Raw genomic sequence first — 11,724 nt, forward strand, 5'->3', positions numbered from 1 at the left:
TGAGAAGCAAAAAATCCCCGGGCTCAAAATAAGCCCGGGGATTTTCGCGGGGTTTGGTTATCTTGCGATTTGGAAGCGACGAAGCCCTTTCATGAGCCCTTCCATCATGATTTTGCGCAACCATTTGTTTTTTTGCATGGCACGCATCATGGACTGCAAATAGTACTGCATCTTGCTTTTTTGCCGCATGTGCATCATCCGTCTGAAGCCGAATAAAATCAATCCGCCTGCGATAAGGGTGTAAAGTGTCCGGCGCATGACGAAGCTCCCTCCTTGTGGGTGAGGTCAGTCCAAATACGAAAGGTGAGAGCTTTCCTCCAAAAACAGGTCATTGAGGGAAGTCAGGGTTCCGTCTTCTTCCACTTGATACACCGAGGTAATTTGATCTTCTTCTGTGGTGATTTCCACAAAGCAGTGCCAGCAATACAGCTGATTGGTTCCCACTTTTCCCAGGTCGTGAGAATTGCAATTCGGACAACGAAGCATACTGATTTCCTTCCTTCAAGAATTGGCATCTTTGACTTCAATTTGGTCGGCGGGGGCAATCAACACATCTTCTCCCCAAATCAGCGGTTTTTTCGTTTTCAACCACTTTCTGCCGTCCCGAATGTCATTTAAGATGCCGTCAGAGAGTTCGTACCCTATCAGCGTCCCCATTTCTTCCAGAAAATAGACATTTTCCACCAAACCCATTTCATATCCGCTGCTGGTTAAAATGGTGCGTCCTTTTAATTTCTTGTCTCCCGAACAAATGCTCATCCAATTCTTGTTTTTCGGGTTGGCGGAAAATGGATGCTCGTTGTCCACTACGACGGCATCATTTCCGATGGAAACGATATGGTCCGTCGAAATAAACTTTCGCCTTTTAAACAAACCGCCGTCTTCCATCAAAATACCCCTGAACTGTTGCTCTTCATCAAACAGAAGATCACAGACGGTTCCCAACTTCTTGCCTGTTTCAAGATGGATGATGGAAAGCCCGATCACTTCCTGGGATTTGCGCAAGGATATCAGCCTCCCCCGCTACCCTTAGTATTGGCGGATCACCGTCGGAAATGCGGGGGATTTGTTACCAGTCTTCCTCAATCAAATCTTGAAGCCGGCTGTTTCGTTCCTCACCCCGTTGGTTTTTCAATCCCTCGACCAAGGCTTCCTTTTCCCCGCACATGATCAGATACGATTTGCTCCGGGTAATCCCCGTATAAATCAGATTCCGCTCCAGCATCCGGCGAAAAGCAAATAATACCGGAAACACCACAATCGGAAATTCGGATCCTTGCGCCTTATGGACGGAACAGGCATATGCCAGGGAAATTTGGCCCAATTGCGTCTTTTTATAAGGAACTTCCAACCGGTCGTACCGCACCCACAACACCGGCTGATCCCCGGAAGCCGTTTCGTCAATGGAGGTGATGATGCCCATATCCCCGTTATAAACCGGATGTTCCGTGTGATTGACAAGCTGCAACACTTTGTCTCCCAACCGAAACACCGTGTCTCCCCAAGCAATTTCTTTTTTTTGCGGGCCCGGGGGATTTAAAACGGCTTGAATCTCTTCGTTGATGCGGTTCACCCCGACGGGACCTTTGTAAATCGGGGCCAGAACCTGGATGTCAAACAACGTGTACCCTTTTTTGACGGCATTGACGACGGTTTGCACTATGACGGACAGCGCTTGTTCTTTTTTGCACGAAAAAAAACGGCGGTCGGGCCGGGGCAACAACAAATCATCCGGAACCTCACCGTTTTTCACGGCATGCGCCAGCTCAATGATCGAAGAGCCTTCCTGTTGCCGGAAAATTTCCGTCAACTCGGCACGGGGAATTTCTTTCACCTGCAAGAGATGATGCAAAACCTGACCGGGTCCCACGGAAGGAAGCTGGTCTTGATCCCCGACCAAAATCACCTGCATCCCCTTTGGAATCGCCCGGAAAAGTGAATTGGCCAGCCAGATGTCGAGCATCGAAACCTCGTCCACAATTAACAAACTTCCTTCAATCGGATGATCGGCATGATGCTCAAAAAATTCTCCTTTCCATCCCAACAACCGGTGAATCGTCATTGCCGGAAGCCCCGTGGTTTCAGACATCCGCTTGGCGGCCCGCCCGGTGGGCGCAACCAGCCGGATGGGAAACGGCTTCTCCGTTCCTTTGTAATCCTCGGGATTGATGGAAATTTCATTCAGGCGGGAAAACAGCTGACAAATCCCTTGGATCACGGTGGTCTTCCCCGTTCCCGGCCCACCGGTCAAGATCATCAAGGAAGACAACATCGCCGTGATCAAGGCATCTCTCTGCTTTTCGGCATAACTGACTGACAACTCTTCTTCAATCTCCCCGATTTTTCCGTAAATGTCCGCCACCGAGTAATCCGGCTCAAACGGCTCCTCCAGCAATTGCTTGACCCGCATGGCAAGCCCGTATTCCGCGTAATACAACGAAGGCAGATAATAGCGGCCGTCTTCTAATATCAACCGGTCATCATCCAACAGATGCTCAATATAAAGCGTCCGTTTCTCTTCCGGAAACCATCGGACCGCCTCTTCCCCCAACAGATCATTGACCGCTTCGTTCAACTGTTCCCAAGTGGCGTAAACATGTCCCCGGGACAGAGAGGCTTCCTTGATCACATACAGCAACGCGGCTTGAAAACGCTCCGGCGCATCTTCGCTGAGCCCTTGTGCTTTGGCAATTTCATCGGCCCGCCGAAACCCGATTCCGTCAATTTCTTCAATCATCCGGTAGGGGTTTTCTTTCAGAATGGAGATGGTCTCATGTTTATATGTTTGAACGATCCGCAAGGCCAAGGCCGGGCCGATTCCGAATTGATACAAATAAACCAACGCTTGTTCCAGTCCCTGATGGTCATGAAGTTGCTCAGCGATTTTCCGGGCTTTTGCGGCCGAAATCCCTTTGATTTCCTCCAAACAACGGGGATCGTTTGCAATTTTGTCGAGCGCCTCCGTCCCCAAAAAATCAACGATTTTTTCTGCCGTCTTTTGCCCCACGCCGGAGAACAGCCCGCTGGAAAGATAACGGATGATGGCGTCTCTGGAGCGCGGAATCTCTTTTTGCACGCGATGGGCATACCATTGCCGGCCAAACTTGGGATGGTTTCTCCACTCTCCGTAGCAACAATAAACTTCTTCCTGATACGGGCGCAACATATTGCCGACTACGGTGATCTCCTCTTCCTCCACTTCCTCGGAAGCATCCGTCACCTTCAATATAAACACGCCATATCCGGTTTCCTCGTTATAAAAAATTTCCTGTTTGAAAACGCCTTTGACATAGCTTTCTTGAAACAGATCCAACTGTGTATTCATGACACTCACCCTGATTCATGCCTTAAAGAAAAGGACCTCAAACAAACATCTGAGGTCGCTTTTAAGAATTATCCCGTAAAATCTTCTTTCATTTCATCCATCACATATTCCATCGCACATTCGGGGGAGCAAAATTCCGCTTGCTCCTGCTCCGCATCCCAATCGATGCGGGACGGGTCAAACGGATTGTATTCGTGTTCGCAACAACGGCAGCGCTTGGTTTGCACTACTTGATCCAGCCCCTGTTCCAAGCGTCTTAAATGTTTTTTTTCCAACTTTAATACTTTGGCAATAAACTCCATAATTTGTTGTTTATTCTCAAAATACAACGGATCTTCTTTGGCATACGTGGTCGGATTCCACCACACCCACCGGCCGTCGGAAAGGTGGGCGACGTAAAAGTCTTCCACCACCCGCTCCGAAGCTTGTTCCAAACGTTGGTAGGAAGGAAAACCCAACTCGGCGGCCAAATTATCCATCAATGCACGGTCAATGTCGGCAAGCATGGTTTTCCAGTCAATGTTGTCCAATTCCTTTTCCCAATCTTCCATTTGATCAAGGGCATGCAAATTCAATGGTCTCCCTCCCTTTCTTTTTCCATTTGTTTCGATCTCCACCCTTGTCCATTCCTGCTTTTGCCGGTTTTTACACCGAAGTCAATCTCTCCACAACCGACGCTGTGATTTGCGCCGCCTGTCTCACTTCTTCTTCGGTATTTTCCCAGCCGAAACTGAAGCGAATGGCCGATTTTGTCACTTCATCCGGCAAATTCATCGCTTTCAAGACATGCGACACTTCCAGCGTTCCGGATGTACATGCCGAACCGCTCGCACACGCAATTCCTTCCAAATCGAAATTCATCAGTAACGTTTCGGAATCCGTACCGGGAAAACTAACATTGACAATGTGGGGAAGGCTCCGGTCGGGATCGCCGTTAATCACGTGACGGGTTCCGCGTTTTTGCAGCTCTTTCAAAAAGAGTTTCCGCAACCCTTCCATTTTTGCCCTGTGCTCCCGGCGTTTTTGGCCGGCGATTTCAGCTGCTTTTCCAAATCCGACGATTCCCAAAACGTTTTCCGTTCCGGCACGGCGCCTTCTTTCCTGGGCACCGCCAAAAAAGCGGGGAATCAGCGGAACCTCCGGTGCGAAATAAAGGGCACCCGCCCCTTTGGGACCGTTGATCTTATGGCTGGAGATGGTAACCAAATCCACGGGTAATGTTTTTACATCGATTTCTTCCACCCCGAATGCCTGCACCGCATCGGTATGAAAAAAAATCCCCCGTTCCCGGGCCCATTCGCCGATTTCCCAGACAGGCTGAAGGGTGCCCACTTCATTGTTTCCATACATGATGGAAACAAGAGCCGTATCCGGCCGGGTCGCCTCTTTCAAAGCTTCCAAATCCACAAGCCCTTTGGAATCCACCGGAAGATAAGTGACTTCAAACCCGTTCCGTTCCAAATAATGGCATGTATCCAAAACCGCATGGTGTTCAATTTGAGATGTGATCAAATGATTTCTGCCTTTTTTGCGTTCTGCCTCCATGACCCCGAACAAGGCCAGGTTATCTGCTTCAGTTCCGCCGCTGGTAAAGACAATCCGGCTGCTGTCGGCATTCAAGCTTTGTGCGATTTGATCACGTGCCCGATCCAGCGCGCTTCTCACTTCCCTGCCGTATTGGTGGATACTGGAGGGGTTCCCAAACGCATGATCCAAAAAAGGCAACATGGCTTCTTTCACTTTTGGATGGATCGGTGTTGTCGCTGCATGGTCTAAATAAATTGGCATTGATTTTCACCTTACCTGCTGAACTCTTTAAAAATCTATAATAAAAAGATACGCCTTTTCGCTTCTTTTTAAAAGTTTCTTCAGATATAAAACATATAACCGTCATGATTTCCGTCATCGGAATCATTGATCAATGAGGCCAGCGTGGTGCTGTCCAATTCTTTGACAATGGCATCCCGGACGCGTTTCCACAAGTTCCGCCTGGCAGGATCATCTTCTTCGGTGTATTCCACCAGGTTAATGGGGCCTTCCAAAACCCGGATGATGTCTCCGGCGGTGATCTCTTCGGGATCTTTTGCCAGTTTATATCCGCCGTAAGCTCCGCGTACACTCCGCACCAGACCGGCATTGCGCAGCGGGGCGATCAGCTGTTCCAAATAATGCTCCGATAACCCGTGGCGTTCAGCCACGCTTTTTAAAGGAACCGGCCCTTGTCCAAACCGTTTGGCCAGATCCATCATAATGGTTAAACCATATCGACCCTTGGTTGAAATTTTCAAGATTGCCACTCCTTTAACTTACTTAATCAAACATTTTATGGTTTTCATATGCCGTTTCCGGCTTCCCGACGTTTTTTCTTTTAACCGGATACAAAAATTTCCGATGCCCGTGTGCCAATCGCAAGAATGGATCGACAGTTCATTGTCAGTGTATCATAGCTTCATTCTCTTTTAGCAATCTTTTTTCCTGTACTTTTTGTTACATTCCGCTTGGAAAACGTTCTGTTTCCCTTTACTTTTCCTGAATTTATCATAAAAATAAAACGTAGATGATTGATCAGGAAAGGCGGAACCATATGGACTTGTTTGAATATGGATACCAACAAACCAAAAAGGAAAGCGAACCACTGGCAGCCCGGATGCGTCCCCGCCACATCGATGAAGTGATCGGACAACAACATATCATCGGACCGGGAAAACTGCTCCGGAGGATGATCGAAGCCGATCGCCTGTCTTCCATTATTCTATACGGACCGCCCGGCACGGGAAAAACGACCCTGGCGCATGTGATCGCCAACCACACGCAAGCTTACTTTGAACAACTGAATGCAGTGACCGCCGGCGTCAAAGATTTACGCCAAGTCATCTCGGAAGCCAAAGAACGGTTAACCATGCACGGCCGGCGTTCCGTCCTCTTCATTGACGAAATCCACCGCTTCAACCGCTCACAGCAGGATGCCCTGCTCCCGCACGTGGAGAACGGAACCATCATCCTGATCGGCGCAACGACCGAAAACCCGTCTTTTGAAGTGAATGCCGCGCTGCTTTCCCGTTCCCGCATGTTTATGTTGGAACCGCTGAAGGATTCCGAAATCCGGCAAATTCTGCTCCAAGCTTTACAGGACCCGGATCGGGGATACGGCAAGGAAAACATCCGCTTGGATGAAGAAGCGCTTCAGCATTTCGTCCGCGTGGCCGGCGGAGACAGCCGCAACGCTTTAAACGCGTTGGAACTCGCTGTCATGACCACTCCCCCTGACCAAGACGGGGTCCGCCACATCACGTTGGACATTGCCGAAGAATCCATTCAGAAAAAAGTGGTGCGTTACGATAAAAGCGGCGACAACCATTATGATACCATTTCCGCCTTTATCAAAAGCATGCGCGGTTCGGATCCGGATGCCGCGCTTTATTACCTGGCGAAAATGTTAAAGGCCGGGGAAGATCCCCGTTTCATCGCCCGCCGGATTTTGATCCATGCGGCCGAAGATGTCGGAATGGCCGATCCGCGCGCACTGTTGATCGCCTCAGCCGCTGCACACTCGGTGGACCTGGTGGGCCTGCCTGAAGCACAAATCCCCATGGCACAAGCGGTGATTTACATCGCCACCGCCCCGAAAAGCAATGCCGTGGTGAGGGGAATTCAAGAAGCCATGCAAGCTGTCGAGAACGAAAAAGACGGATCCGTTCCCCCGCATTTGCGCGATGCGCACTTCCACGGCGCCAAAGAACAAGGCAGAGGAAAAGGATATTTGTATCCGCACGACTATCCCCGCGGTTATGTGCGGCAAGATTATTTACCGGCGGAACATCGCGGGAAAACCTTTTACCATCCGACAACACACGGTTATGAGAAAAAATTGCAACTGTTTATGAACTGGATGAAGGAAACGCCCGGGGAATCCCAAAAATAAAATCAGGTACGGCTCGTACCTGATTCAATCTTTCCCCGTCAGCTTTCTTTCTTTTTAAATATTTTTTCTTCCCGGTCTTTTCGTTTCAGAGCAGCGATCCCGGCCAGTACCAAAGCAAAGGGCACAAAAAAGTTAAATCCCCCGTCATAGGTCAAAATCTCAACCAAAGCATAAATCACCGCGATCACGAGCATCATGATCCCAAAATGTTTGATCTTCATTCCCCGGCTCCTTTTTTTCCAGATATTATCGATTGTTATGTAAAGATTCCAAGTCATCTAATTCATACAAAAAGATTGAATTTCTGTCAAGATGATTTCAAATTCTTACAAAAGTGATCCCTTCATGGAAGGGATATCTACCGTTCCACCTGTTTCCAAGGGTTTTCCTCATCGCCGTTTAACCCGGCCCCCGGTTGAATCCCCTGATTCTCTCTTTCCGCCACATAAACCCTGTCTTCATACCGGACATAATCTCCCGGTTGATAAACCCGGTCGGCTTGCCAAGGTTCAACGGGTCTTTCCTCTTCTTTGGGGTCCGGACTCGTGGTTTCCGGTTCATCTTTGTCGACCGGGTTCACCTTTGGCACCTGAACCGGTTCGGGGGTTTTTTCCACTTCTCTGGTTCTTTCCTCATGAATGTCGGCTTCGAATGTTTGGGTATCGGTGTCTTCTTCCGACGCTTGAGCCGCGGGCTCCGGTGCATGGAACGTCCGGGTGATCTCGGGAATCTCAGGAACATGCCGCACCACGACCCTTTCCGCAGACAACCCGTGGACAGCCTCTCTTTGATCTTCATTATCCATCAAACGTCCGGCACCCAGTCCCACAGCCAGCAAAATCACACACGTCCACACCAGCTTGTTGGGGATGCGTTGTTTCTTTCTGGAGGAAGGAAGCGGCGGCAAGGTCGATCCCGACACCTTCCGTGTAATCACTTTGATTTTCAATGAAAAATCCTCCTTATGTAGAGAATTTAGATCATAAATATGGAATCTTCGACATCGTTTAAATGAACCCTTTACTTTACCAACTATTTACTAAAAAAAACAAGAGTATCATTTATCTATTTGGTCATATTACCTAATGTTGACTCAGAAAGGAGGAAGAAATTATGAATCAATTTCAACATCAACAGGAAAATCAAACCATGAACCCCTCGGTTCCCCCTTCACTGAACCATGGTGCTCATGAAATAATGGATGTGCATGAACTTTTATCTTTTGGCATCAACACATTGAACCAATATACCATGATGGAACAGCAATGCACTTGCCAAGAGCTTCGCGATATCATCCGGCGGCAACATGACTTCATGACACAAGAATATAATACATTGCTTGAATGTTTCTCCACCGGTACCCCGCCTCAACAACCCACCGGAAAGTATGAAATGAAGCAAGGAAACAATGTGATTTACGGCTTGGAAGCCGGTACGCCCAAGAAGCCGATCCAATCCGCCAATGAATGGAACAACGAGAACATTTCCCAACAAATGATGGGGCTGATGAAAACCTCTGCCACCGAGAAAGCAAGAGCTGCCTGCGAAATCACCAATCCCGTGGTACGCCGCGTCGTTCAAGACAGCGTGGCCAACTGCCTGGAAATGGCGTACGAAATCTTCCTGTATCAAAACAAAAAAGGGTACTATCAGGTGCCTCAGCTCCCGGCCAATGTCATGCAACAAATGATCCAATCTTACCAACCGTCCAATGCCACGATGTCCTCTTCCCCCCAGGCACCGGTGCAATAAACGGGAAAACCGCTCCTTTCAAAGGGGCGGTTTGCATTTTTTGCAAAACAAAAGCCGCAAAGCATCGGTGGGGCGCTTTACGGTTCATCAGTGTCCTTTTTTTGTTTGGAACGTTCCATTTCTTCAACCAATGAATACACTTGCCGCCAGTTGGTGATCCGTTTTAAAGGCACCGGAAAGTCGCGATTGTAGACGGCATCGACGATCACCGTGGGCACCTGGCTTTTCACCAGTTTTTCCAAATGATCGGGAGCATCTTCGAAAAACAGCTCCACTCCCAATTCCTTGGCAACTTTTCCTTTATCTTGCGAATTCATGATCAGATTTTTTCCGTTATAGGGAAAGCCATGTTCTTTCAGCCACTTCCTGGTAACGCTTTCAATATTTTTCAAACCGGGTCGTGCGGTGATAAAATAAATCTGGTGTCCTTGGTCAGCCAAATCATTTAATACTTCCACAGCATGATTTAACGGAACACCCAGTTGGTAAATTTCTTCTTCCAGAGAACGCCACAGTTTTTGCCCTTCTTTCGGTGTCAAGCCATACGCTTTATCCAAATAGAAGTCTTGCACATCTTCCACTTTGACTTGTTGATTCAATTTCCGGTTGTAAATTTCCACAGCGGCACGGTGAGTATCTTTGATGGTATTATCGATATCCACACCAATAATCATGTTTTTCGCCTTCCTCTGCCATCCACACATAATAAAAAAGAGTCCCGTTATGCCGTGCTCCGTTTGTTTTGAACCTGCTCTCTCGCAGGTGGGTGTCCTGCATCCATGTTCGAAGGTCCACTCACATTGCGTGGCTTCCCCTAGCATGGATGACGCAGACTCCCTTTTCGTGGGTGTTGGCTCAAAACATCCCGGCGGACACGTACATCGCAGGACTCGTTTGGTTGCTTCTATATTACCAAAAATTTATAGATGCATCAAGCCAGAACGTCTTCTGCCTTCTTCTTTGGTTTGATTTGGATGTGCAGTTCATCCAACTGGCTTTCTTCAACCGGAGATGGCGCTTCGGTCAACAAGCAACTGGCTTGCGCGGTTTTCGGGAAGGCGATGCATTCCCTGAGATTGCTCCGTTTGGCCAGCAACATGACAATCCGGTCAAACCCGAAAGCAATTCCTCCGTGCGGCGGAGCCCCGTACTCGAAAGCTCTCAGCAAAAAGCCGAATTTTTCTTTGCTTTCTTCTTCGGTGATGCCCAACGCTTTAAACATTTTTTCCTGAATTTCACGTTGATAAATCCGTTGGCTTCCCCCGCCGATTTCATAACCGTTTAAAACCATGTCATAGGCTTTGGCCCGCACTTTGCCCGGTTCGGTTTCCAACAGATCGATGTCTTCTTCCACCGGCATCGTAAACGGATGATGCATCGCATAATAGCGTCCGTCTTCTTCCGAATACTCAAGCAGAGGGAAATCGACAATCCAGGCGAACCGGTATACATCCGGGTCGATCAAGCCCAGCTCCTGTCCCAGCAGCAACCGCAATTGCCCCAGCACATGAGCCACCACGGAGGGCCGGTCTGCGACAAAGAACAACAAATCTCCCGTCCCGGCACCGGTGATTTCCTGAATCCGGGCAATCTCTTCCTCCGTTAAAAACTTGACCACCGATCCTTTCACGCCGGACTCTTTAAAGGCCAACCATGCCAATCCTTTTGCCCCCAGTTCCTGGGCCTTGGTGCTCCAACCGTCGATTTCTTTCCGGCTCCAGCCGGCACACCCTTTGGCACAAATCGCTTTGACTTGCCCGCCGTTTTGGATGGTTTTGGCAAAGACTTGGAAAGAAGTGTTTTTCAAGGCTTCCGACAGATCGTTCAGCTCCATGCCAAAACGCAAATCCGGTTTATCCGATCCGTAGCGTTCCATGGCTTCCTGATAAGTGAGGCGCGGGAAAGGGGTTTCCACCTTGACCCCGATGGTCTCTTGGAACAATTCGGCCATCATTTGCTCCATCATCGACTGCAGTTCTTCGGCCGGCAAGAAGGAAGCTTCAATGTCGATTTGGGTAAATTCCGGTTGCCGGTCTGCACGCAGATCCTCATCCCGGAAACAACGGGCAAATTGGAAATACCGGTCCATGCCCGCCACCATGAACAACTGTTTAAACAATTGAGGCGATTGGGGAAGGGCATAAAATTCCCCTTCGTGCAAACGGCTCGGCACCAAATAATCGCGTGCCCCCTCCGGTGTGCTACGTGTGAGCATCGGGGTCTCCAATTCCATAAAGTGGTGCCGGTCCAAAAAGCGGCGAACCACTTGCATCGCTTTATGGCGAATTTGCATGGTGGTTTGCATGCCCGGGCGGCGGAGATCCAGATAACGGTATTTTAAGCGGATGGATTCATCCACTTCTTCATCATCGGCAATCATGAAAGGCGGGGTTTTGGCAGCATTAAACACGTGCACCTCTTTTGCGAGTACCTCGATTTCACCGGTTTCCATGTTGGGATTGACATTTTCCGGGTCGCGTTTGACCACTTCCCCGCGCACCGCCAAAACATACTCGCTTCGGATTTGGTCGGCAACCGCCGCCGCTTCCGCCGAAATCTCCGGATTAAACACAACCTGCACCAGCCCGGTGCGATCGCGCAAGTCGATAAAAATGAGACCGCCCAAGTCCCGGCGCTTTTGAACCCATCCATTTAACACAATCATTTTTCCGGTCAGTTCTTTGGTGCATTCGGAAACATAATGAGTACGGTAAACCTGTTCCAC

13 protein-coding genes and 1 other RNA gene are annotated in these 11,724 nt (G+C 49.1%); 2 read left to right on the forward strand and 12 right to left on the reverse strand.

The genetic code is table 11. The annotated features are described in order from the left end of the window. Positions 1–57 precede the first annotated feature (57 nt). From I8U23_RS05235 to cymR, 7 genes are all read right to left on the reverse strand, one after another. Complete coding sequence (locus tag I8U23_RS05235; RefSeq protein ID WP_037993259.1) at positions 58–258, reverse strand: hypothetical protein; 201 nt, start codon at positions 256–258, stop codon at positions 58–60. Positions 259–285: 27 nt separating this feature from the next. Continuing rightward, positions 286–486 (reverse strand): hypothetical protein, encoded by a 201-nt coding sequence (locus tag I8U23_RS05240; RefSeq protein WP_037993262.1) that lies wholly within the window; start codon positions 484–486, stop codon positions 286–288. Positions 487–501: 15 nt separating this feature from the next. Next, positions 502–1,005 carry a PRC-barrel domain-containing protein gene (locus tag I8U23_RS05245; protein ID WP_049720414.1) on the reverse strand — a complete coding sequence of 168 codons (504 nt, stop codon included), beginning with the start codon at positions 1,003–1,005 and terminating at the stop codon, positions 502–504. 64 nt (positions 1,006–1,069) lie between these two features. After that, positions 1,070–3,325 carry an SF1B family DNA helicase RecD2 gene (gene recD2 / locus I8U23_RS05250; RefSeq protein WP_037993263.1) on the reverse strand — a complete coding sequence of 752 codons (2,256 nt, stop codon included), beginning with the start codon at positions 3,323–3,325 and terminating at the stop codon, positions 1,070–1,072. A gap of 68 nt (positions 3,326–3,393) precedes the next feature. Next, complete coding sequence (locus tag I8U23_RS05255) at positions 3,394–3,900, reverse strand: hypothetical protein (RefSeq protein ID WP_037993265.1); 507 nt, start codon at positions 3,898–3,900, stop codon at positions 3,394–3,396. Between the two features lie 70 nt (positions 3,901–3,970). Then, a complete protein-coding gene (locus tag I8U23_RS05260) occupies positions 3,971–5,113 on the reverse strand; it encodes a cysteine desulfurase family protein (protein WP_049720415.1) in 1,143 nt (380 codons plus the stop codon). 80 nt (positions 5,114–5,193) lie between these two features. Then, positions 5,194–5,613, reverse strand: coding sequence for a cysteine metabolism transcriptional regulator CymR (gene cymR / locus I8U23_RS05265; protein WP_037993270.1), 420 nt, complete (start codon positions 5,611–5,613; stop codon positions 5,194–5,196). Positions 5,614–5,909: 296 nt separating this feature from the next. Between cymR and I8U23_RS05270 the strand changes: the two genes are divergently transcribed. After that, positions 5,910–7,247 carry an AAA family ATPase gene (locus tag I8U23_RS05270; RefSeq protein WP_037993272.1) on the forward strand — a complete coding sequence of 446 codons (1,338 nt, stop codon included), beginning with the start codon at positions 5,910–5,912 and terminating at the stop codon, positions 7,245–7,247. Positions 7,248–7,285: 38 nt separating this feature from the next. On the opposite strand, the gene I8U23_RS05275 is transcribed toward I8U23_RS05270, so the two are convergent. Together I8U23_RS05275 and I8U23_RS05280 are read right to left on the reverse strand one after the other, a co-directional pair. Then, positions 7,286–7,468: a hypothetical protein gene (locus tag I8U23_RS05275; RefSeq protein WP_049720416.1), complete on the reverse strand. Its 183-nt coding sequence runs from the start codon at positions 7,466–7,468 to the stop codon at positions 7,286–7,288. Between the two features lie 137 nt (positions 7,469–7,605). Then, entirely contained in the window at positions 7,606–8,196 is a 591-nt protein-coding gene (locus I8U23_RS05280; RefSeq protein WP_037993276.1) for a hypothetical protein, read from the reverse strand. 164 nt (positions 8,197–8,360) lie between these two features. Here I8U23_RS05280 and I8U23_RS05285 point away from each other — a divergent pair, with 164 nt between their 5' ends. Beyond that, positions 8,361–8,999, forward strand: a complete 639-nt coding sequence (locus tag I8U23_RS05285; protein ID WP_037993279.1) for a spore coat protein — start codon at positions 8,361–8,363, stop codon at positions 8,997–8,999. Between the two features lie 77 nt (positions 9,000–9,076). On the opposite strand, the gene I8U23_RS05290 is transcribed toward I8U23_RS05285, so the two are convergent. From I8U23_RS05290 to aspS, 3 genes are all read right to left on the reverse strand, one after another. After that, positions 9,077–9,673: a 5' nucleotidase, NT5C type gene (locus I8U23_RS05290; RefSeq protein WP_037993280.1), complete on the reverse strand. Its 597-nt coding sequence runs from the start codon at positions 9,671–9,673 to the stop codon at positions 9,077–9,079. Between the two features lie 37 nt (positions 9,674–9,710). Beyond that, positions 9,711–9,892, reverse strand: a non-coding RNA gene (ssrS, locus tag I8U23_RS05295) — 6S RNA. 38 nt (positions 9,893–9,930) lie between these two features. Further along, complete coding sequence (gene aspS, locus I8U23_RS05300; RefSeq protein WP_037996755.1) at positions 9,931–11,724, reverse strand: aspartate--tRNA ligase; 1,794 nt, start codon at positions 11,722–11,724, stop codon at positions 9,931–9,933.

The organism is Thermoactinomyces sp. CICC 10735, assembly GCF_016055175.1.
Taxonomy (GTDB): domain Bacteria; phylum Bacillota; class Bacilli; order Thermoactinomycetales; family Thermoactinomycetaceae; genus Thermoactinomyces; species Thermoactinomyces vulgaris.